The 21,919-nt window shown below is 60.2% G+C and carries 21 protein-coding genes and 1 pseudogene; 7 read left to right on the top strand and 15 right to left on the bottom strand.

The genetic code is table 11. The features are described 5' to 3' along the window. Nucleotides 1-125: 125 nt before the first annotated feature. Genes ccoS through ccoG form a run of 4 tightly spaced genes read right to left on the bottom strand, consistent with a single transcriptional unit; the run spans nucleotide 126 to nucleotide 4,655 of the window. Entirely contained in the window at nucleotides 126-299 is a 174-nt protein-coding gene (gene ccoS, locus FHW77_RS12785) for a cbb3-type cytochrome oxidase assembly protein CcoS (RefSeq protein ID WP_004441684.1), read from the bottom strand. Then, nucleotides 296-2,578, bottom strand: a complete 2,283-nt coding sequence (locus tag FHW77_RS12780; RefSeq protein ID WP_004441681.1) for a cation-translocating P-type ATPase — start codon at nucleotides 2,576-2,578, stop codon at nucleotides 296-298. The genes ccoS and FHW77_RS12780 overlap by 4 nt, the downstream gene beginning before the upstream one ends. Beyond that, nucleotides 2,575-3,075: a FixH family protein gene (locus FHW77_RS12775; RefSeq protein ID WP_004441680.1), complete on the bottom strand. Its 501-nt coding sequence runs from the start codon at nucleotides 3,073-3,075 to the stop codon at nucleotides 2,575-2,577. Before FHW77_RS12775 ends, FHW77_RS12780 begins: the two co-directional genes overlap by 4 nt. After that, nucleotides 3,072-4,655, bottom strand: coding sequence for a cytochrome c oxidase accessory protein CcoG (gene ccoG / locus FHW77_RS12770; protein ID WP_004441679.1), 1,584 nt, complete (start codon nucleotides 4,653-4,655; stop codon nucleotides 3,072-3,074). Before ccoG ends, FHW77_RS12775 begins: the two co-directional genes overlap by 4 nt. A gap of 121 nt (nucleotides 4,656-4,776) precedes the next feature. Between ccoG and FHW77_RS12765 the strand changes: the two genes are divergently transcribed. Together FHW77_RS12765 and FHW77_RS12760 are read left to right on the top strand one after the other, a co-directional pair. Then, nucleotides 4,777-5,181 (top strand): SRPBCC family protein, encoded by a 405-nt coding sequence (locus tag FHW77_RS12765; RefSeq protein ID WP_004441675.1) that lies wholly within the window; start codon nucleotides 4,777-4,779, stop codon nucleotides 5,179-5,181. 11 nt (nucleotides 5,182-5,192) lie between these two features. Next, nucleotides 5,193-5,549 (top strand): VOC family protein, encoded by a 357-nt coding sequence (locus tag FHW77_RS12760; RefSeq protein WP_004441672.1) that lies wholly within the window; start codon nucleotides 5,193-5,195, stop codon nucleotides 5,547-5,549. A 72-nt stretch (nucleotides 5,550-5,621) separates the two neighbouring features. Here the strand turns inward: FHW77_RS12760 and hflX are convergent, their stop codons facing one another. The 9 genes and pseudogenes from hflX to dusB all read right to left on the bottom strand — a co-directional run bounded on the left by hflX (nucleotide 5,622) and on the right by dusB (nucleotide 16,604). Continuing rightward, entirely contained in the window at nucleotides 5,622-7,028 is a 1,407-nt protein-coding gene (gene hflX / locus FHW77_RS12755) for a GTPase HflX (RefSeq protein ID WP_004441669.1), read from the bottom strand. A 108-nt stretch (nucleotides 7,029-7,136) separates the two neighbouring features. Next, a complete protein-coding gene (gene hfq / locus FHW77_RS26580; protein WP_197483846.1) occupies nucleotides 7,137-7,427 on the bottom strand; it encodes an RNA chaperone Hfq in 291 nt (96 codons plus the stop codon). Further along, a pseudogene (gene hfq / locus FHW77_RS26715) lies at nucleotides 7,404-7,619 on the bottom strand (RNA chaperone Hfq); the annotation flags it as partial. The gene hfq (FHW77_RS26580) and the pseudogene hfq (FHW77_RS26715), both read right to left, overlap by 24 nt. A gap of 184 nt (nucleotides 7,620-7,803) precedes the next feature. Next, on the bottom strand, nucleotides 7,804-9,180 hold the full coding sequence (gene trkA, locus FHW77_RS12745; protein ID WP_004441664.1) for a Trk system potassium transporter TrkA: 1,377 nt from the start codon (nucleotides 9,178-9,180) through the stop codon (nucleotides 7,804-7,806). A 48-nt stretch (nucleotides 9,181-9,228) separates the two neighbouring features. Then, entirely contained in the window at nucleotides 9,229-10,593 is a 1,365-nt protein-coding gene (ntrX, locus tag FHW77_RS12740; RefSeq protein ID WP_004441661.1) for a nitrogen assimilation response regulator NtrX, read from the bottom strand. After that, entirely contained in the window at nucleotides 10,583-12,844 is a 2,262-nt protein-coding gene (locus FHW77_RS12735; protein ID WP_004441659.1) for a sensor histidine kinase NtrY-like, read from the bottom strand. Before FHW77_RS12735 ends, ntrX begins: the two co-directional genes overlap by 11 nt. A 150-nt stretch (nucleotides 12,845-12,994) precedes the next feature. Further along, on the bottom strand, nucleotides 12,995-14,446 hold the full coding sequence (ntrC, locus tag FHW77_RS12730) for a nitrogen regulation protein NR(I) (RefSeq protein WP_004441656.1): 1,452 nt from the start codon (nucleotides 14,444-14,446) through the stop codon (nucleotides 12,995-12,997). Then, a complete protein-coding gene (locus FHW77_RS12725; RefSeq protein ID WP_004441645.1) occupies nucleotides 14,443-15,591 on the bottom strand; it encodes a two-component system sensor histidine kinase NtrB in 1,149 nt (382 codons plus the stop codon). Before FHW77_RS12725 ends, ntrC begins: the two co-directional genes overlap by 4 nt. Continuing rightward, on the bottom strand, nucleotides 15,588-16,604 hold the full coding sequence (gene dusB, locus FHW77_RS12720; RefSeq protein ID WP_004441643.1) for a tRNA dihydrouridine synthase DusB: 1,017 nt from the start codon (nucleotides 16,602-16,604) through the stop codon (nucleotides 15,588-15,590). Before dusB ends, FHW77_RS12725 begins: the two co-directional genes overlap by 4 nt. Nucleotides 16,605-16,879: 275 nt before the next feature. Between dusB and FHW77_RS12715 the strand changes: the two genes are divergently transcribed. Next, on the top strand, nucleotides 16,880-18,067 hold the full coding sequence (locus tag FHW77_RS12715) for a bifunctional 2-C-methyl-D-erythritol 4-phosphate cytidylyltransferase/2-C-methyl-D-erythritol 2,4-cyclodiphosphate synthase (protein ID WP_004441640.1): 1,188 nt from the start codon (nucleotides 16,880-16,882) through the stop codon (nucleotides 18,065-18,067). Then, nucleotides 18,064-18,573 (top strand): CinA family protein, encoded by a 510-nt coding sequence (locus tag FHW77_RS12710; protein WP_004441636.1) that lies wholly within the window; start codon nucleotides 18,064-18,066, stop codon nucleotides 18,571-18,573. The genes FHW77_RS12715 and FHW77_RS12710 overlap by 4 nt, the downstream gene beginning before the upstream one ends. Here FHW77_RS12710 and FHW77_RS12705 read toward each other — a convergent pair. Both FHW77_RS12705 and FHW77_RS12700 read right to left on the bottom strand, forming a co-directional pair. After that, nucleotides 18,555-19,007 (bottom strand): type II toxin-antitoxin system RatA family toxin, encoded by a 453-nt coding sequence (locus FHW77_RS12705; RefSeq protein WP_004441633.1) that lies wholly within the window; start codon nucleotides 19,005-19,007, stop codon nucleotides 18,555-18,557. The two genes, FHW77_RS12710 and FHW77_RS12705, sit on opposite strands and share 19 nt — an antisense overlap. Nucleotides 19,008-19,016: 9 nt before the next feature. After that, a complete protein-coding gene (locus FHW77_RS12700) occupies nucleotides 19,017-19,586 on the bottom strand; it encodes a P-loop NTPase family protein (protein ID WP_004441631.1) in 570 nt (189 codons plus the stop codon). Nucleotides 19,587-19,835: 249 nt separating this feature from the next. On the opposite strand from FHW77_RS12700, the gene FHW77_RS12695 reads away from it, so the two are divergent. From FHW77_RS12695 to FHW77_RS12685, 3 genes are all read left to right on the top strand, one after another. Continuing rightward, on the top strand, nucleotides 19,836-20,012 hold the full coding sequence (locus FHW77_RS12695) for a hypothetical protein (RefSeq protein ID WP_003496171.1): 177 nt from the start codon (nucleotides 19,836-19,838) through the stop codon (nucleotides 20,010-20,012). A 125-nt stretch (nucleotides 20,013-20,137) separates the two neighbouring features. Continuing rightward, nucleotides 20,138-20,872, top strand: a complete 735-nt coding sequence (locus FHW77_RS12690; protein ID WP_004441626.1) for a helix-turn-helix transcriptional regulator — start codon at nucleotides 20,138-20,140, stop codon at nucleotides 20,870-20,872. 89 nt (nucleotides 20,873-20,961) lie between these two features. Continuing rightward, nucleotides 20,962-21,891, top strand: coding sequence for a DMT family transporter (locus tag FHW77_RS12685; protein WP_004441623.1), 930 nt, complete (start codon nucleotides 20,962-20,964; stop codon nucleotides 21,889-21,891). Nucleotides 21,892-21,919 lie beyond the last annotated feature (28 nt).

Below are 21,919 nucleotides of genomic sequence, written 5' to 3'. Positions count from 1 at the left end.
ATGTGCCTCCATCTTGCTTTTTGGTGGTCGTGTTGTGGCACTGTAATCACCAAACGGCAAGGCTGGGCGTGACTGAAACGATTAAATTTTGATGACGCAAATCAGCTTTGCATATTTGCGGCAGGTCATGGCCCATTCGAAATCGAGGATCGCGGCCGGTTATCACCATCGTCCAGCGCCCGCCAGGCGGCCCCATCCATGTCCTCATACTGGCCCGAACGCACCGACCAGAGGAAGGCAAAAAGTCCGAGTGCGCCTAATAGCAGCGCAACGGGAATGAGATAGATCAGCATGTTCATGCCAGTTGCGCCCCCTCGCCCGCAAACCCGGTCTCTGGTTCATTCCGACGACCGGCGGATCCGGCGAGGCGCAATGCGTTGGCGACGACGATCAGCGACGATGTCGACATGGCGATGGCCGCGATCATCGGCGTCGCATAACCAGCAATCGCGATCGGCACAGCAATGATATTATAGCCGATGGCAAGCGCGAAGTTCTGCCGGATGAGCTTTCCGGCCTGCTGCGATGTCTCGATCGCGAAAGGCACGGCATCGAGGTCCTCCTGCATGAAAACAAAATCGGCGGCCTGCCGGCCGATATCGGCCGCGGTGGCGGGCGCCACAGAAACATGTGCGGCGGCGAGCGCCGGCGCATCGTTGATACCGTCTCCCACCATCAGGACTTTGTGCCCTTCCCCGGCAAGCGAGGCGCAACGCGCCGCCTTGTCCTTCGGCGACAGGTCCGCGCTCCAGTTGGCGATCCCCAGCCGGTCGGCCATGGCGCTGACAGCTGCTGCCCGGTCACCCGAAACGATTTCCTGAGCCAAACCCCGCACCGACAGGCTGCGCAATGCCGCAGCCGCACCTGCGCGCGGATTGTCATCGAAACCGAAGCTCACCAGAAGGCGGCCATCGAGTGACAACACCACCTCCGACCGCGCATTGCCGTTGTCGGCACCCTCATCATCCGGGCACGCGAAACGGCGGTTGCCGAGCCGATAGGTTCCCACATCAGTCTTCGCCTCGACGCCCGAACCCGGGATTTCATGCACCGTCTCATACGCCGGCAAAGGGCCGCTGTAGGCGGCATGCAGAGCTTTTGAGAGGGGATGGCGGGAATGGGCAGCAAGTCCTGCCGCAATTGCCATGGTGGCGGGCTTCACCTCGCCCGTCTCGACCAGTCGCGGCCTGCCGATGGTCAATGTGCCGGTCTTGTCGAACAGTACGGTATCGATCTCCGCCAGTCGCTCCATGGCCGACCCTTCCTTGACCATGATCCCGTGCCGGAAAAGCCTTCCCGCGGCCACCACCTGCACGACGGGAACGGCAAGGCCGAGCGCGCAGGGGCAGGTGATGATGAGAACCGCGATGGCGATCAGCATCGCCTGTTTCCAGTCGCCACCGAAGAAGCCCCATCCGAGAAACGACACAAGCGCCAGAAGATGGACGACGGGCGAATAATAGCTTGCGGCCCGGTCGGCAATACGGCGGTAACGCGCTCGCCCACCTTCGGCCGCCTCCATCAGACTGATGACCTCCGACAGGAATGAATCCCTGGCCGAGGCGGTCACCCGGGCCACCAGCGAACCGGTAAGGTTCAGCGTACCCGCCTGCAGGCTGTCACCCGCCGCAACCCGCCGTGGCGCGCTTTCACCATTGACGATCGACATGTCGAGATCGCTGCTGCCACTCTCGACCACCGCGTCCACCGCCACACGGTCTCCTGCCGCTATCGCAATCGACATTCCCGGCTCGATATCAGCAAGCGGGCGGTATTCGCGTGTTCCGTTCTCACCGAGGACGGTCGCGCCCCGTGGCGAGAGCCGGGCGAGCCCGGCAATCGCCGAACGAGCCTTGTCGCGCATGATGTGATCGAGCGTGCGGCCGATCAGCAGGAAGAACAGCAGCGACACCGTCGCATCGAACCAGGCATGTTCACCGTGGTGGATCGTCTCCCACAGCGAAACGGCATAGGACAGCGTGATGGCCAGTGCGATCGGCACGTCCATGTTGGTGCGGCCGTGTTTCAGCGCGCTCCAGGCCGACTGATAAAAGAAACGCCCACCGTAGATCAGCGCCGGGGCGGCGATCATCGCCGAAATCCAGTGAAACATGTCGCGCGTCGCCGCATCCGCCCCGGACCAGACGGAAACGGACAAAAGCATGATATTGGCCGAGGCAAAGCCGCATAGCGCAACCGCCCTGATCAGCTGCGAACGCAACGCGTCGGAAGCGTCCTGACCACTGGCGAAAAGATGCGTGCGGTATCCCGTCGCCAGAATGGCGCGGGCAAGGTCGGCGGGATCAGTCCTGACACCCTCGACCTCTTGTCTCCAGACAATCGCAACACGCTTGGACGAAAGGTTCAACCGCGCCCGCTCCACCTGCGGCAAGCGGCCGAGCGCGCTCTCCACGGTGGTAATGCAGGCGCCGCAATAAACATCCGGCACGCTGAGATCGGTCTGGCGGAGACCCTGCCCGAGATCACGGCTTGCCAGCATCAGCTCCTCTGACGACGGTGGATTGACCGGATCGGCAAGCTGCAGCGATCCTTCCGTCCCCGGTGCACAACAGCTCATTGGCGCCCCCTGACAACGGCGATCCGCGTACCCTCGTGCACGATGATCCGGCCGTTCTTGACGGCTGTAATTTCTACGATCCACTGACCCGGCAGCATGTCATGCGGGCCGGTAAAGACCCCTTTGGCAACCGGGGTCAGCTCCATGTCGAAATTCTGGCGCTCCCCGACGGGCCGGCGAAAATGCGCGATCACCTGATCGGTATCGACCGGGCCGGTATCGGGATGAAAGACCTCGTAGCGGACCGTCCTTTCGTCCACCGCAAGTTTACCCTTGATGCCGGTCGCCGCCCTCGCCTTGGCTGCTTCCGCCTTCGCGTTGAACTGCTGGCTGGCCACATAGGTATTCGGCACGACAAGCCCGCTCCAGCTGTTGACCGCGTTCCAGGCCATCACCATGTTGACGGTGATGACGGTGCCGAAAAACAGCAGCATGACGCCCAGCATATGCCAGCCGGTAAAAGTGAAACCGGACGTGTGACGATTGTTCACGGTCATTTTGTCGCTCCCGGAGCGTTGAAAACAGCGTCATAGCGGGCCGTCTCATGGCCGCCCGTATCGCTGACGATAAACTCGAAATTTTCCGCGGCCCGAGCGACGCGCCCGCCCGGCCGGGTGACGAAGACCTTCAGCGTCGTCGCTTCATCCGGCTCCACCGTCACCTCAAAGGCACGCGCGGCCGCATCGGGCATACCGTTTATCTTCATCACGGCATCAGGAAGGCCATTGATGGTCAGGCTCATTGTGCGCGGCTGCGGCACCATGTTGAGGATGCGCACGGTGTAGCCGTTACGGATGGATCCGTTCGATTCCAGCACATATTGCGGATTGCGGTCGTGCAGAACATTGAGCGCCAGCCGCTCGCGCGTCACCAGCGCAGACAGCATGCCGATGCCGACAGCCGCCCAGATGGCAGTATAAAGCAGCGTGCGCGGACGGAAGATGATGCGCCAGTTGAAGTGGCGCACGCGCTTGCTGAACTTGCCGTCTTCCTCACGCACGTTGGCTGGGCGGATTGCGTGCTGACCGTTGCCGGTCGCGAGCGCCATGTTGGATTGATACTCGGCAAGCGTGGCATAGGCGATCAGGCCACGCGGCTTGCCGATCTTGTCCATCACCCCGTCGCAGGCATCGATGCAGAGCGCACAGGTGATGCATTCCAGCTGCTGCCCGTCCCTGATGTCGATGCCCATGGGACAGACCGCGACGCAAGCGTTGCAATCGACGCAATCGCCGACGCTCTCCCCCGCTGCGGCGGCCTTTTTGGCGTGCCGTGAGCGTGGCTCGCCGCGCCAGTCGTTATAGGTGACGACAAGCGAATTCTCATCCAGCATCGCCGCCTGAATGCGTGGCCAAGGGCACATGTAGGTGCAGACCTGTTCCCGCATCAACCCGCCAAAGACATAGGTCGTGGCGGTGAGGATGGCGACGGTCGAATAGGCAATCATGGGCGCCTGGCCGGTGACGAATTCCCGCGCCAGCGTCGGCGCATCGGCGAAGTAGAAAATCCAGGCGCCGCCGGTCAGGGCGCCAATCACCAGCCAGATCGCGTGCTTCAACACTCGCTTGCGGAATTTGCCGACTGTAAGGGGCGCGGCGTCCAGCTTCATGCGTGCATTTCGGTCACCCTCGATCGCCCGTTCGACGACGAGAAACAGGTCCACCCACACTGTCTGGGGACAGGTGTAACCGCACCATGCACGTCCCACGGCGGAGGTAACGAGAAACAGCCCCAACCCCGCCATGACCAGCAATCCCGCGACGAAGAAAAATTCCTGCGGCCAGATTTCGATGAAAAAGAAATAAAAGCGTCGATTGGCGATATCGATCAATACTGCCTGATCGGGCGCATAGGGGCCACGGTCCCAACGCAGGAACGGCGTGAGATAATAAATGCCGAGCGTGACGAGCATGACAAGCCATTTGAACCGCCGGAACCGACCTTCCGCGCGCTTGGGAAAAATTTTCCTGCGTGCTTCGTAAAGCGGTTTGCGCGTTTTTGCGGAATTGACGGCCTCCGCGTCCAGCCTTTCAACGGGCTGCTGCGGGCGTTCCTGTCCGGCGCGATAGATGTTCATGATAGGAGTCCGGTTTTTATCTCCTTGCTTTCTCCCATCTCTGCGGTGAAACATCCTTGACTTGCATCAAGTGACGACAAAGTGGCGCAGCAAGAGGAGCGTGCCGCACGAGGAGGATGAAATGTCTGTCATGCAGTCGAGAATCATTCATCTGTCTATCGAGAAGCCGTGGAGTCACGTCTATGACTTCGTTTCCGATCCGAACAACATGGCTCGCTGGGCTGCCGGACTGGCAGGTGGCCTCAGGCCGGATGGCCAAGACTGGATCGCCGAAGGCGGACCACTCGGCGAGGTCAGGGTGAATTTTGCGCCAGCAAACGAATTCGGGGTCGTGGATCACGTCGTCACCTTGCCCGATGGCCTCAAGGTCTATAACGCGCTCAGGGTGACCCCGAACGGCGGTGGCGCCGAGGTCAGTTTCACGCTGCTTCGTCTTGAGGGGATGACGGACGAGGATTTCAACGGGGATGCGAGGGCTGTCACAGCCGATCTCGAAGCCTTGAAGGCGCTGCTCGAAGAGACGTGATGGAGTAAATGATGACGGAAAATGGCAACGACCGGCGAATCGACTATGTCGAATTCAACGTGAGCGATATTGAGCGCAGCAAAGCCTTTTACGGCGGCGCTTTCGGCTGGTCTTTCAAGGATTACGGTCCGCAATATTGCGAATTTTCCGACGGCCGCCTGACCGGCGGTTTTACCACCACGGCGCCGGTTTCCGCGAAGGGTGGACCGCTGGTTATTCTCTATGCGGCTGATATCGACGATGCCCAGCGGCAGGTGGCGGCGGCGGGTGGCGAGATAACCGTCGCAATCTTCGCCTTTCCCGGCGGACGCCGGTTCCATTTTACCGATCCCGATGGATATGAACTGGCGGTCTGGTCTGCGGCGTAAGACGTTTCAGCAAACGTCAACTCTCGGCTTTGCGCGGAATAATGACTTGGAATAAGGGGCGGCCGGGAGCGCTCAGCGTTCCCAGTCCTCCCGCTCGCGTGTGGTCGTCTTCCCGAGCTTGCGTTCCAGCTCTGCGGCCTGCGCTTCGGACAGGCGAACATCGAGGGCAACCGAACCATCCTCGTGATCTTCCCGCCCGTCGACGATGGAATTGCTGTAGACCCAGGAAATCAGCGGCAATTGTTCAACGGACAGGACCACGGTCGTCTCCGTCAGGACACCGGAGAGGCGTTTCGAAATCTCGTCCATCAGGGCATCGACGCCCTCGCCGGTGATCGCAGAGACAGCACGAATATTGGCGCTGCCTTCGGCTCTTTGCATGATGGCGTCGTGGGCTTCCGGATCGAGGCGGTCAACCTTGTTCCAGACCTCGATGATACGGTGCTCGGCTTCCTTTTCGTCAATGCCGAGATCGCCGAGAATACGCAGCACATCCGCCGACTGCGCGGCATTGTCCGGATCGGACATATCGCGGACATGCAGGATGAGATCGGCTTCCAGCACTTCTTCCAGCGTCGCACGGAAAGCCGCGACCAGATGTGTCGGCAGATCCGAAATGAAGCCGACCGTATCAGACAGGATCACCGTGCGGCCGTGCGGCAGTTTCATGCGCCGCAATGTCGGATCGAGTGTGGCGAACAGCATGTCCTCGGCCAGAACGCCCGCACCGGTAATGCGGTTGAACAGCGTCGACTTGCCGGCATTGGTATACCCGACCAGCGCCACGATCGGATGCGGCACCTTGCGGCGCTTGGCGCGATGAAGCTGGCGGGTTCGCACCACCTGCTCCAGTTCCCGCTCAAGCTTGACGATGCGTTCCTGAAGCAGGCGCCGGTCAGCCTCGATCTGCGTTTCACCAGGGCCGCCCATGAAGCCCGCGCCACCGCGCTGGCGTTCAAGGTGTGTCCAGCTTCGAACGAGGCGACCCTTCTGATAGTTCAGATGCGCAAGATCGACCTGCAGCGTACCCTCCTTGGTGGAGGCTCGGCGCCCGAAGATTTCCAGGATCAGGCCCGTTCGGTCGATGACCTTGGCATTCCAATGCTTTTCGAGATTGCGCTGCTGCACCGGCGTCAGCGGATGGTCGACAATGACCAGGCCGGAATTGGTTTCATCCAGAAGATGACCGATTTCCTCGATCTTGCCGGTGCCGAACAATGTCGCCGGGCGTGGCTGGTTGACCGCGACGATGAGCCCCTGGGTCACCTCGAGATCGATGGCGAGCGCTAGCCCCTTCGCTTCCTCAAGCTTCGCCTCGACCGAGCGGCCAGCCGCGGCAGGTAATGCAGCCGCGTCGCGGGTGTCGCGCTGCTTCAGGACCGGCACAAGAACCACGGCGCGCATGTCGTCGCGGTGTTTTTCCTGCTCGGGAATGATCGATTCGTTCGAGGTGTCGCGGGTCGAAATGGCAGTCCTCATCGGGAAAGACGGTTGGAATTCGTCCGCGCCGGCGCGGACGTCAATAGGAAGCAACCGCCCAGCGGCAAATAAGTTCCCGGCGCGGCTGGTTCCATTAAGACGAGAAGGTCAGGACGCCTCGCGTGCAGCGCCTTCTTCGTTTTCGAACATCTGCATCGGCTGACCCGGCATGATGGTCGAAATAGCGTGCTTGTAGACAAGCTGTGCGTGATCGTCGCGACGCAGAAGCTCGCAGAAATTGTCGAAAGCCGTGACCACGCCCGTGAGCTTGACACCGTTGATCAGGAAGATCGTCAGCGCAATGTTCTTCTTGCGAACCGTGCTGAGGAACAGATCCTGAAGATTCTGCGAGCGGTCCGGACCTTCTTCGATTTCGAGTTCCAGCGGCTGTCCGGGCATGATGGTCGAGATCGCATGCTTGTAAACCAGCTGCGAATGACCGTCCCGGCGCAGCAGAACGCAGAAATTATCGAAGGACGTTATCACGCCCGTGAGCTTCACACCGTTGATCAGGAAGATCGTCAGTGAAATCTTTTTCTTGCGTACGGTGTTGAGGAAAAGATCTTGAAGGTTTTGAGAACGTTCCGCCATGGCGCCGCTTCTTTCTTTTTTGCCGGCAGGGATACCGGAAAATAATCAATCAATAATAAGCCGGCCAAATCTCGTCCCCCGTTTGGCCGACCTCAAACTCTGGTATCAAATCGTGTCTTGTTCGGCAACGGCGAAAACAGCCGAATGGGTACGAGTATTGACCCGTTTTCTGCCGTCGAAACAGTCAGAAATATTGTATCGAAACGCGGAAAAGCTGTTCCACGTCCCGCACCGCGTCGGCGGAGGCGAACAGTACGACACGGTCTTTCGCCTTGATCTTGGTGCTCCCGTCCGGCCGGATGACCACGCCATCGCGATATATCGCGCCGATACGGACGCCTTCGGGCATTTCAACGTCACGAAAGGACTGACCGACGAGCGGTGACGTTTCCAGCGCCTCCGCCTCGATCACCTCTGCCGAACCGCGCTGCACGGCATAGACGGAACGAATACGACCCTTGCGCACATGCTGGAGAACGCGGGAAATGGTGACCGCCCTCGGATTGATATAGGCGTCAAGTCCGAGCGAGTCGGCAACCTCGTGAAAGGAGGAACTGTTCAAAAGCGCGAGGTTCGACTTGCAGCCGAGTTGCTTGGCCATGACCGCAGCCAGGATATTGGTCTGGTCGTTATTGGTCAGGGTGACGATCAGGTCCGCGTCCTGAATGTCGGCCTGCATGAGAATTTTCTGGTCCAGCGCTGAACCATGCATGACGATGGTGTGGCTGAGCTGTTCCGATGCGGCAACTGCCCTGTCGCGATCCGCTTCGATTATCTTCACCCGCGTCTTTGGCTGCAACTCCTCGATCTTGCTTGCAACGAAGTGGCCGATATTGCCCGCGCCCGCAATAACGATGCGCTGCGCCTCCTGCTCTTCGTGACCGAACAGGCTGAGCGTGCGGCGGGCGTGTTGCCGCTGGCAGATGACGTAGGCAAGGTCGCCGACCCGCAATTGTTCGGAAGAATGCGCCACCTTGAGGAAACCATCCCGGTAGACACCCACAACCGTCGCGATGAGGTCTGGAAAGAGGCTGGAGAGTTGCTGCAACGGCGTATTGATGACCGGGCAATCCTCCATACATTCGATGGCCAGCATGTAGACCGTGTCGTCCGCGAAACGCACCACGTCGGTCGCGCCCGGAAAGGCGATGCGCCGCAGCACCATCTTGCCGACTTCAACTTCCGGCGAGATCGTCACGTCGATGGACATGTTTTCCCGGCTGAAGAGATCGGCATATTCAGGCTTAAGATAGCTCTGGTCGCGGATGCGGGCAATCTTGGTCGGCACGCTGAACAAGGCATGCGCAACCTCGCAGGCGACGATGTTGATTTCGTCATGCAGCGTCACGGCGATGATCATGTCCGCCTGGTCCGCTCCGGCCTTGGCCAGCATGTCTGGGTGCGCGCCATGGCCGACGTAACCGCGGACATCAAGCGTCTCTGTGATGGCGGTTATCAAGGACGCGGCGGTATCGATGACGGATACTTCGTTGTCCTCGCGCGACAATTGTTCGGCGATGCCGTAACCCACCTGCCCTGCGCCGCAAATGATGACTCTCATGCTGTCTCTCTGACGGATAATCGGTTACGGCGACCTAGCCCTGGCCCCTTATACGCCGAGAGATTTCAGTTTGCGATGCAGTGCAGAGCGTTCCATGCCGACAAATTCCGCCGTTCGCGAAATATTGCCCCCGAATCGGTTGATCTGCGCCACCAGATAGTCTCGCTCGAACATTTCGCGAGCTTCGCGCAACGGCAGCGTCATGATGTGCTGATCGCCCTGAGCCGATATCTTCGGCAGCATGTCGCCGATATCGGACGGCAGCATGTCAGCAGAGATCGGGGCTTCACCGCCTTCGGGACGCGCCAGTATCATCAACCGCTCGATATTGTTGCGAAGCTGTCGAATGTTGCCCGGCCAGTCATGGGTCTGAAGAACGGCCATTGCGTCGTCGCCGATCTTGCGCGGACGGATGCCAGCCTGTTCGGAAATCTGCCGCATGAACATGTCGACGAGGAAGGGAATATCCTCACGTCGCTCGGACAGCGCCGGTACCTTCACCGGCACGACGGCGAGACGGTGGTAGAGGTCCTCACGGAACTGGCCCTCGGCGATCAGGCTTTCGAGGTGATGGGCCGTCGACGAAATGATGCGCACATCCACCTTCACGCGCTTGCCGCCGCCCACACGCTCGAATTGCTGGTCGACAAGCACGCGGAGGATCTTGTTCTGGGTCTCGCGGGGCATCTCGCCCACTTCGTCGAGATAAAGAACGCCACGATGGGCTTCTTCCAGTGCGCCCACCTTCCGGGGTTGTCCAGGCAGGCCTTCGGTGCCGAAGAGTGCAATCTCCATGCGATCCGGCGTGATCGTCGCGGCGTTAAGGGCAACAAAGGGACCTGTCGCCCGAGACGACTTTTTGTGGATCATCCGCGCCACCAGTTCCTTGCCGGAACCTGACGGGCCGAGAATCATGATTCGGCTGTTGGTGGGCGCGACCCGGTCGATGGTCTGGCGCAGCTGCGATACCGCAAGTGACGCACCGACAAGTTCAACCGCATCCCCCGTGCGCTTCTTGAGCTCCTGAACCTCGCGCTTCAGCTTGGAGTTTTCCAGCGCGCGTTCGGCAATGAGAATCAGACGGTCCGCCTTGAACGGCTTTTCGATGAAGTCGAAGGCGCCGCGCTTGATGGCGTTGACGGCGGTTTCGATATTGCCGTGACCCGAGATCATCACGACCGGAATTTCGGGATGGCGGCTCTTGATCTCGTCGAGCAGCGCCAGACCGTCGAGCTTCGAACCCTGCATCCAGATGTCGAGAAAGATCAGGCGCGGCACGCGTTCCGAAATGGCAGCCAGCGCGCTGTCGCTGTCGAACGCCATACGCGTTTCATGCCCCTCATCGGAGAGAATGCCCGCCACGATTTCGCGAATGTCCGCCTCGTCATCCACGACCAGAATATCAGACGCCATATGCTGCTTCCTTGTTATTTTCGCCGCCGACCGCCTCGATATAGGGCAGCAGCACTCTGATCATGGCGCCGTGGCCATGATCGAACTCCGGCGGGGCATCATGGAGTTCCAGATACCCGCCATGCTCTTCGATGATCTTCTTGACGATGGCGAGGCCAAGGCCCGTGCCCTTATCCCGCATCGTCATATAGGGTTCGAGAATGCGGTGGCGATTTTCCACCGGCAGACCGCGGCCATTGTCGATGATGTCGGCCACAAAACGCGAGTTGGCCTCGTCGAAGGACGCGCGAACGAGGATCTTGCCCGGCCGCTTTTCGCCTTCCACCGCTTCGATGGCTTCCGTCGCGTTCTTGATGAGGTTGCCAAAGGCCTGCCCCAGCATGCGGGCATCGAACATGCCCTCCAGCGGGGTGTCACCCAGCTCCGTCGTGAACTTGGTGTCAGCGGCGCTGATTTCCCGGAGAAACGCTGCGTCCTTCAGGATCGCCCTCAGGTCCGACTTTTCCTTCGTTGGCTTCGGCATACGCGCAAAAGCGGAGAATTCATCCACCATGCGGCCGATATCGCCGACCTGCCGGACGATGGTGTCCGTACACTGGTCGAAGACGGCGCGGTCGCTTTCGTCGATCTGCTTGCCGAAACGGCGCTTGATGCGCTCGGCGGAAAGCTGGATCGGCGTCAGCGGGTTCTTGATTTCGTGCGCGATACGCCGCGCGACATCCGACCACGCCGTCGAGCGTTGCGCGATGACGAGATCGGTGATGTCGTCGAGCGTGATGACGTAGCTGTCACGGCTGTCGCGGGCGTCTTCGCGCGTTACCTGTACATTCAGCGTTCGTTCCTTGCCACGCCGCATAATGTTGATCTGCTTGCGGAAGTTGCCGCGCGACCAGCTGTTGGCCTCGTTGACGACCTGTTCGATCTCAGGCGCGATCTCGGAGAGTTGTGCGCCAATGAGCTGTTCCGACGTTTGTGCGAGGAACTCTTCGCCCGACGGATTGACGATGGTTATCCTGCGGTTTTCGTCAACGCCGATAACCGCGGCGGTCACGCCTGACAGCACGGCCTCGATGAAACGGCGGCGATCATCGATGTCGTCCTTGGCCTCGATGATCTGCTCCTGCTGGCTGCGCAGTTCCGACACCATCTTGTTGAAGGTGCGGGACAGGCGTCCGACGTCGCCATCGACGGCGCGAACGGGAACGAGAACATGCATGTTGCCGGTGGCGACACTGTCTGCGGCGCTGATGAGAAGGCGGATCGGCCGCACGATACGGTCGGCCACCGCAATGGCCGTCCAGATTGCCGCGAGCAGCACGATCAACGCAAAACCGAGATAGAGAATTGCGAAAGCGATCTGCAGCGGGGCGCGGCCTGCCTCCATGGCCTTGTATTCGGCGCGGTTCTCTTCCATCAGCCGCATCGCGCCCATCACCTTGGGATCGACCGCACGCACCGTATAAAGGAATGTGCCGCTGATGCCTTCGAGCTTGATGATGGCGCCTACGAGGTTGGTAATACCGGGCGGGATCAGCGTCGGCTGGCCGGCGGCCGCCTTTTCGAGCGCGTCATGCGGTATCGCAGGAAGCGGCTTTTCCGTCTTGATGTCGGCCTGGGCGACGGCGTCGCCATCCTCCTGCACGAGAAACGCACCAAGAAGGCCGCGCCCCTTCGCCTGGCGGGTCATAAGATCAACGAATCCGGTGCGGTCGAGATAAAAGAGAGCGCGGTTGCGGTCGAGGTCGGTCGCCATCGACAGGGTCTGCCCCTGGAGGTAACCGGCATTCTCCATCATGTATGCCTGGGCGATATTACTTGATGAATCGACGATCGACTGGGTGCGCAGCGAAAACCAGCGATCGAGACCGACATTCAGCGTCAGGCTGGCGAAGATGGCGACGAGCACTGCGGGCGTGATCGCCACGATGGAGAAAAGGACGACAATGCGCACGTGCAGACGCGCCGCCGCCCTGCCCTTTTTGCGCGCTTTCAGCAGCCGGTTGATTTCGCGGCCGATCAGGAAGATCAGGCCGATCACGAAAATCGAGTTGATGACGACGGAAGCGATGACCACATTCGATGTCGGCGCGATTGGCGTGACGCCCAGCAGCACGAAAAGCGTGATGATGGCGCACACGAGGGCCACGCCGGCGAGCACCAGCCCCGGCAGAGCGAAAGACATCCTGCGATCGGCGACCACCATTCCCGCTGCTTCGTCGGCAACGGCGTTTTCGGCGGCAGGTTTCCGCATGCACTACTCCCAATCGCTGGCCAGCCAGCGCCACAGTCATGAAGTCAGGCGAGGTTCGCGCGTGTCCCGCGAATCTCTGTCCTTCCTAGTGTTTTCCAAGCAACACAATGTGGCGAAAATGCAACGACAAATGCGGCCTTGTCAACATTCTCAGCTGGGGCGGGAGCTGCGATAGACGGAAACACCCAGCTCGCGGATTTTCTTGCGCAGGGTATTTCGGTTCAGACCGAGAAGATCGGCAGCCTTGATCTGGTTGCCGCGCGTGGCAGTCAACGCAGCCAGAATCAGCGGATACTCCAGTTCGCGCAGCACGCGGTCATAAAGGCCGGGCGGCGGAAGGCCATCGCCGAAGCTGGCGAAATAGTCCCGCATGTTTTCCTCGACAGCCTGCGAGATGGTGAGTGAACCGGTGCGGACCGCCATCTTGTCGAGCGGGCTGTCGGGAACATCCGATTGCAGTTCCTGCTCGATGATCTCGCGGGTGATGACTTCCTGCGGATAAAGCGCCATCAGTCGGCGGATCAGGTTTTCCAGCTCGCGCACGTTGCCCGGCCAGGCATAGGCCTTCATGACTTCAAGAGCTTCGGTCTCGAAACGCTTGCCTTCCAGGCCTTCCTTCTCGCCCGTCTGGATGAAATGGCGCACCAGATCGGGAATATCCTCGGCGCGGTCACGCAGGGGTGGCAGGCGCAACGGCACCACGTTCAGGCGGTAATAGAGGTCCTCGCGGAACAGGCCCTGATTGATCGACTGCTTCAGATCCTTGTTGGTTGCCGCGACGATACGGACATCTGTACGGATCGGCGTGCGTCCGCCGACCGTCGTATATTCACCCTGCTGCAATACGCGCAGCAGGCGCGTCTGGGCGTCCATCGGCATGTCACCGATTTCATCGAGGAAGAGCGTGCCGCCCTCAGCTTGTTCGAAACGGCCGGTCGAGCGGTTCTGAGCGCCGGTAAAGGCACCCTTTTCATGGCCGAAGAGTTCGGATTCGATGAGATCGCGCGGGATGGCCGCCATGTTGATGGCAACGAAGGGACCGTTGCGGCGCTTGCCATAATCATGCAGCGCGCGCGCCACCAGTTCCTTACCCGTACCGGATTCACCCGTGATCATCAGCGTCAGGTCGGTCTGCATCAGGCGGGCAAGAACACGGTAGATTTCCTGCATCGCCGCCGAACGACCCACAAGCGGCATACCGTCCTGCATGTCGTCATCGAGCTTGGCCGGCTTGCGCTTCGGCTCGGAGAGTGCGCGGCCGATGATGGCGATCAGTTCTGTCAGATCGAAGGGCTTGGGCAGGTAATCGTAGGCGCCCTTTTCCGAGGCCTTGATGGCGGTCATGAAGGTGTTCTGAGCGCTCATGACGAGAACGGGAAGGTCCGGACGGGCTTTCTTGATGCGCGGCAGAAGGTCGAAGGCGTTCTCATCGGGCATGACGACGTCCGTGACGACAAGATCGCCCTCACCTGCCGAAACCCAGCGCCAGAGCGTTGCAGCATTGGAGGTGATGCGCACGTCATAACCGGCGCGGCTCAGCGCCTGGTTGAGCACCGTGCGGATTGCGGCATCATCATCGGCGACGAGGATCGTAGCTGTCATTGGTCATTCCCTGTCGTGTTCGGCAAAGTGCTGTCGTCGAGCGCCACTTCCGGCGAGACGGGCATCAATACGCGGAAAGTCGTGCGGTGGTTCTGGCTGTCGCATTCGACAATGCCGCCATGGGCGCCGATCAGCTTGGCGACAAGCGCTAGACCGAGGCCCGAACCATTCGTCTTGGTGGTGATGAACGGATCGAAAAGATGCGGCAAGAGATCGGCGGGTACGCCCGGGCCATTGTCATGCACGCAGAATTCCAGCGGAAGCGAGATGCGCTCCCGGCTGCCGGCAACCGATAGTCGGATCCCGGGACGATAGGCGGTCGTCAGCACGATCTCGCCATCCGACTGATTGGCCACCGCTTCGGCCGCATTCTTCACCAGGTTGAGGAAGACCTGCACCAGCTGGTCGCGGTTTGCGTAGACCGGCGGCAGCGACGGGTCGTAATTTTCCGATATCTTGATGTTACGGGCGAAACCGGCCTTGGCGATCGCCTTTACATGATCGAGAACCGAATGGATGTTGACCGGCACGCGATCCACCGGCCGCTCGTCGGAAAACACCTCCATGCGGTCGACCAGCGAAACGATGCGATCCGTCTCGTCGCAGATCAGCCGGGTCAGCGCCCGGTCCTCATCCGCAACCGAGGTCTCCAGAAGCTGGGCCGCGCCGCGAATGCCCGACAGAGGGTTCTTGATCTCATGCGCGAGCATGGACGCAAGACCGGTGACTGAACGGGCAGCAGCGCGATGGGTCAGCTGCCGGTCGATCTTGTCGGCCATAGACCGTTCCTGAAAGACGACGACGACCGATCCAGGCTCGCTGACGACGGGCGCGACATAAAGATCGACCAGCTTGTCCTGGCCGAGACGCGGCGAGCTCAGATCAACGCGATATTCATTGACCGGCGCGCGGCGCTCCCGCACCTGATCGATCAGGGCAAGCAGCGGGCTGCCGAAGGGGATGAAAGTGGAAACCCTATAGCGCGCGAGGTGGGAGGCGCTGGCGCCGAAAAAGGCTTCGGCTTCCCAGTTGGCGAAGGCGATAAAACCTTCGGCATCCACCAGAATGACGGGATTCTGCACCGCGTTCAGAACCGCCATGGCGAGCGGGTTCGCATCTGCAGGGCTGTGTTTATCAGCGCTCATGCGGCCTTCCTTGCGGCATCTTCGCCCGCATTTTCGCAAAGGGCGGAACGCAGCAGGTCTGCCACCTCCCCCGTCTCGCGCGATGTCATGATTTTTGCCTTGTCGGTCGTGGCGATACCTGGCGCGAAACGGTCGAGATACCAGCCGAGATGTTTGCGGGCATGCCGGAGGCCGGCTTCCCTTCCGTAAAATTCCAGCATCATCTCATAATGTTCGACGGCGATGGCGGGGATATCCTCTCGATGCGGCGCTGCATGCCCCGCGAGCACCGCCGGCAACCACGGCTGCCCCTGCGCGCCGCGACCGACCATGACGGCGTCCGCACCCGACCGCCGCAGGATTTCGCGAGCATCTTCCGCCGTCTCGATGTCACCATTGGCGATCAGCGGCACGGAAATCACCTCACGCACGGCGCGGATGGCATCCCAATCCGCCCGCCCCTCGTAAAACTGCATGCGGGTGCGACCGTGAATGGTAATAAGGCGAACGCCTGCTGCTTCGGCGCGCCGAGCTATATCAGGTGCGTTAATGCTGTTTTCATCCCAGCCGAGCCGCATCTTCAAGGTCACCGGCACATCGACCGCATTGACAGTCGCCTCGATCAGCGAAAGCGCGTGATCGGGATCGCGCATCAGCGCCGAGCCGGAATAACCGCCCGTCACCTTCTTGGCAGGACAGCCCATATTGATATCGATGATACCGGCGCCATTGCCAGCAGCGATCTTCGCCGCCTCGGCCATGAAATGCGCCTCGCGCCCCGCAAGCTGCACCATGTGCGGAACCATGCCTACATTTTTCAGCCGCGCCCAGGATTCCCCGCGATTGGCAACAAGCTCCCGGCTTGCCACCATTTCCGTCACCACGAGGCCTGCTCCATAACGCCAGGCGAGCTGTCGGAAAGGCAGATCCGTCACGCCCGACATGGGCGCCAGCACAGCCCGATTACGGATCGTAACTGAGCCGATGCTGAACGGTTCTGACAACTCCGGAAGGGCCAAATGATGATCTTTCATGCAGAAGGGTTATTTGCATTATTTTTAGACAGTGTTTGCGCAGTTGCCAAGCACTTTTAGAAGGTTGCACCTTTTATTTGCTGAGCGGCTGCCTGCCTGTTTTGCTGTCGGCGGCAAATTGTGCAGCTTCGAAAGCGCAGCAACGTCATGTCCTGCGCTTTGCGGGGCTGATGCCCGCCTTATCGGGCTGGCCATCCGGGTTTTGAAACGCTAGAGCATGACTGTCAACCACGAAGGGTTGCACGCAAAGCATACGACCAATGCAGGAACGTACTATGAAACTCGGCATCGTCATCGTGGCCGCGGGACGCGGGGAAAGAGCCGGCTCTCCCGAGGAGGGTCCGAAACAATATCGTCCGATCGGCGGCAAGGCTGTGATCGAGCACACTCTGTCGACGTTCCTCCAGTGGAAGAACGCTTCCCATATCGTCGTCGTGCGCCATGCGGACGATACGGCGCTGCTCACTCCGGTTCTCCAGCGACTTGATGCCGGGGAGCGCGTCACCACGGTTATTGGCGGCGTGACACGGCAGCAGTCTGTTCTTGCCGGGCTGGAGGCGCTTTCCCGCCATGGCCTGAGCCACGTAATGATCCACGACGCGGTGCGGCCTTTCGTTTCCGTCGATATGCTTGAACGTATTGTCGCCCTGCACCGGGAGGGAGCGGGCGGTGTTCTACCCGCCCTGCCCGTCACTGACACGCTGAAACGCGGCGCGGGCAATCGTGTCACCGACACGGTTTCGAGACAGGGCCTTTATGCCGCACAGACCCCACAGAGTTTCGACTATGACGACATCCTCGCCGCGCATCGCGCTGCTGCCGCCTCGGGAAAATCGGATTTTACCGATGACGCGTCGATTGCCGAATGGGCGGGTCTGGCAGTAACATTGACCGAAGGTTCGGTCGATAATGTGAAACTCACTCTCAAGCGGGATATCGCCATGGCCGATGAAAAGCTCTCTCATGCAATGCCGGACGTGCGCACCGGGAACGGCTACGACGTACACCAGCTGGAGCCCGGCGAAGGCGTGACGCTGTGCGGCATATTCATCGAGCATGATCAGAAGCTCAAAGGTCATTCGGATGCGGACGTTGCGCTGCATGCGCTGACGGATGCCTTGCTGGCGACCTGCGGCGCCGGCGACATCGGTGACCATTTCCCTCCTTCCGATCCGCAATGGAAAGGAGCTCCTTCCCGCATATTTCTGGAGCACGCGGCGAAAGTGGTGCGCGACAATGGCGGCACGATCATGAATGCCGATGTCTCGCTGATCGCCGAAGCGCCGCGCATCGGGCCGCATCGGCAGGCCATGCGGGAAGCGCTCTCCGACATGCTCGGCATCTCGCTGGAGCGTTGCTCGGTGAAGGCGACGACCAATGAAACCATCGGCTTCGTTGGTCGCAGGGAGGGGATTGCAGCAATCGCCACCGCCACGGTCGTTTACAGGGGCAGACCGCCATGAGCCTGTTTCCAGCGGATATTGAAGGGCTCGCACGGCAGATCATTGCTGATTTTGCAGCAGACGGTCTCATGGTCTCGACCGCGGAAAGCTGCACGGGCGGCCTGATCGCGGGTGCGTTGACGGAGATTTCGGGCTCCTCGGCGGTGGTCGACCGCGGTTTTGTCACCTATACGAACGAGGCCAAGATGGACATGCTTGGCGTTGGCGCTGAAACGCTGACGGGCTTTGGCGCGGTCTCGCGGCAAACCGCACTGCAGATGGCGCACGGCGCCCTGTTCCGGTCACGCGCCGATTTCGCGGTTGCCGTTACCGGCATTGCCGGTCCGGGGGGTGGATCCGCTGAAAAGCCGGTGGGTCTCGTTCATCTGGCCGCCAAGGCCCGTCACGGCCGGAGCCTGCATCAGGAAATGCATTATGGCGAGATCGGCCGCACGGACATCCGTCTTGCAACGGTCAGGACGGCGCTCGAGATGCTGATCGCCCTCCGTCAGGCGGGATTGGTGTAGATCTTGTCGGCGCGGGTCTCGAAAGCTTCTGCGAACATGCGGAAGGCACGGTCGAACATGGACCCCATGACTGCGCCCAAGAGGCGGTTCTTGAACTCGTATTCGATGAAGAAATGCACGTTGGAGCCGCCCTCGGCGGCGTCGAAACGCCAGCGATTGTCGAGATATTTGAACGGCCCGTCGATATATTTGACGTCGATGGCCCGTTCCGCGGGATTGAGCAGAACCTGCGTGGTGAAGGTCTCGCGAATGGCCTTGTAACCCACGGTCATATCCGCCACCAGCAGCGTCTTGCCATCGCGCTCCTTGCGGGAGCGTACGGTGAGTGCTTCGCATAAGGGCAGGAACTGCGGATACTTCTCCACATCGGCGACGAGGTCGTACATGCGGTCCGGCGAGTGTTTTACAAAACGATGCGTTTCGAACTTGGGCATGAGCGGCAGTTAATCCTCGATGTGCAGAAGATCAAGAAGGCGGCGGAGTTGTTTTCGGCTTTTCAGCTGCCATACCGGCACATCCGGCCCATAGAGGTCGAAATTCTGCTCGAAAAGTGGTGCGTGTCGCCGCTCGAAATTCCAGATATAGCGCAGGAATTCGCGGTCCAGTCGCTCAGGGCAGCCCTGCGCCATTTCCGGTCGCGCCTTGCCGTAGCCTTTCACGATTCGGCTGGTGGCACCCCAGAGACAGAGCCAGCGCGGCATGCGAACCCAGATCACGATATCGGTTCTCGGCAGACGCAGATCAAACGACGAGGGATTGCTGCCATCCATCAACCACCGCTCGCCCGCAACGAAGTCCGCGATCCTTTCACGCTGTTCCGCACGCGGGCGCAGTTGCCAGCCCGGAAGCCAGAAAATCTCCCGGTCCATCGAGATATATTCCAGTCCAAAGCGCCGCACGAGCTTGCGCGAGAGCGTGGACTTGCCACCGCCGGAACAGCCGACGATCATGATGCGTTGCGCGCCAGCGATGATGGCGGCCGCATCATCCGCCTTTTCGAGGTAGTTTGGCATATTCTGAGCCCCATTCGAGCGCTGCGCGCCCCTCTCCCATCTGGCGATTGCTTTCAATCGATATCCGGGTGGCGCATGGCAGTTACGGAAAATTGACTATTGCAACCCCTTGCGGGGGATTGCTATTTATTTGCGACTAATATTACACCCATTGGATGCAACGGCGCTGGAAGCTCCCTATTTCGCCCAGCCTATTCATCCTTGGGTTCAGACCCGACACATAACCGCTTTGAGCCACTGAGTGAGCCGATGGACGATTTTTCCAACATCATCAACCTTCTCGAATCCGCCAAACAGCTTGCATCGATGAACGGCATGCCTGTGCTCGCCTATCTGATCGACGTCGCCAAATGCGAGGCGAGAGAAAACAAGCCGGTTCTGCGCAAGCGCAAGCGCGGCGAATCGACCGCCAAGGAAGACTGTTAATTGCCGGCGCCTGGCCGACCGATAAAGCCGGCTGGCCCAATCTTCGAGACAATGTCATAATCACCCAATGAAACCGGCCGCTTTTCCAGGCGGCCGTTTCTTTGCCCAATGGAAACGACAGCGTCATGACAGCCGCATCAGCCGACATCAGAACCTACAGACAGGAAAGACCGAAGGAGCGACACGCATTCGTTCAGATCGTTCTGCCGGTCTCGGGTTGCCTGCGTATCGATGTGGCAGGACGGCAAGATGAGTTGTCCATCGGGCGCGGCGTCTTTATCCACCGCGATCTTCCGCATACCCAGGAAGCCACGGCCATCAATCATTCGCTGGTGGTGGATATCGATGAATGCGTGATTCCCGAACAGACGCTTGAAAAATTCGCTCACGCGCCCTTTCTCGATATTGCGCCTGAGACACGTCAATTGATCGCCTATATGCACAGCGTGGTTGGAACGGATGGACGCCGCGACGATATTGCCGCCATTTGGGCGCCGCTGCTGGTTGACAGTCTTGCCAACAACAAGAGCGATGTGCGCCGGCGCCTGCGAAAGCTGAGCGAAGTCGTGAGGGCCGAGCCCTTCTTTCCGTGGACGATCGAGATGCTGACCTCTTGCATGACGCTCAGCGACAGCCGCCTGCATACGCTGTTTCTCGAAGAATTCGGTGTTCCGCCGCATCGGTGGCTTTCCGGGTTGCGCATGGAGAAGGTGTGCGCCCTGCTCAGCAACTCCGTCGTGCCGATTTCCGAAATCGCGCTTAGGTCCGGTTTTTCCGACCAGACGGCGCTGACACGAGCCATGCGCCTTGCGGTGGGAGAGACCCCCGCCGCGTATCGCCGCCGCCACGGCATTCATTAGAACGCTCACATTCGTCAGGAGTTTTTGTCAAGACAGCCGCAACCGCCTGTGGCACATCGCTGACAAATGTGAATGCGGATGTGATGGACATGAACAGGACTGGTCTCGGTGTTTTTTACGGCATAATGGCGGGTGCGCTCTGGGGCGGGATATTTCTCGCTCCGAAACTCGTGCCGGATTTTTCCGCCCTGCAGCTTTCCACGGCGCGCTACCTGACCTATGGGCTGATTTCGCTGGTCATTATCGGGCCACGCCTCAAACAAGTGTCGGCGCGGTTTGGCGCGCGCGAATGGTTAGCGCTTGGCTGGCTGAGCATGATCGGCAACATCGCCTACTATGTTTTCATCTCGACCGCGGTGAAATTGAGCGGCGTCGCCTTCACCTCAATCATCATCGGCTTCCTGCCTGTTGCCGTTACCATCATCGGCAGCCGCGACCACGGCGCCGTATCGCTGAAGCGGCTATGGCCATCGCTTGCCTTCGGCGCGATAGGCATTCTCGGCATCTCATGGCAGTCGCTGACGGAAAACGATGCGGGTCTGGATATTTCTCGTGTCATCGGCCTTGCCTGCGCGCTCGGGGCGCTGGCTTCATGGACGGCTTTCGCCGTAGGCAATGCCCGCTGGCTGTCGCGCCTTCACGATGTGAGCGCCGATGACTGGAACATGATGACGGGTGTAGTGACCGGCGGGCTTGCGCTGGCGCTCGCCATCCCCGCCTTCGCACTGGGTGGAGAAAGCCACAGCACGGGCGACTGGCTGTATTTCGTCGCCATCGCCGCCGGGCTCGGCTTCACCGCGTCCATCCTCGGCAATGCCTTCTGGAACCGTATGAGCCGCATGCTGCCGCTTACCATGGTTGGGCAGATGATCCTGTTTGAAACGCTGTTTGCGCTGCTTTACGGTTTTCTCTGGGAAGGGCGTGGCCCGACGCTGGTCGAGGTCCTGGCGATCTGCTCGGTCGTGCTGAGCGTCGTGCTCTGCATGCGGGCGCACAGGCCTGAAAAGGTTGCGGCGTGATCGGCCTGAGGGTCAAGACTATTGTATT

Origin of the sequence: Agrobacterium sp. RC10-4-1 (assembly GCF_014138475.1) — a bacterium.
Classification (GTDB): Bacteria; Pseudomonadota; Alphaproteobacteria; order Rhizobiales; family Rhizobiaceae; genus Agrobacterium; species Agrobacterium pusense.
Note: the sequence above shows the minus strand (reverse complement) of the source record. Positions and strands in the feature narration are given on the sequence as shown.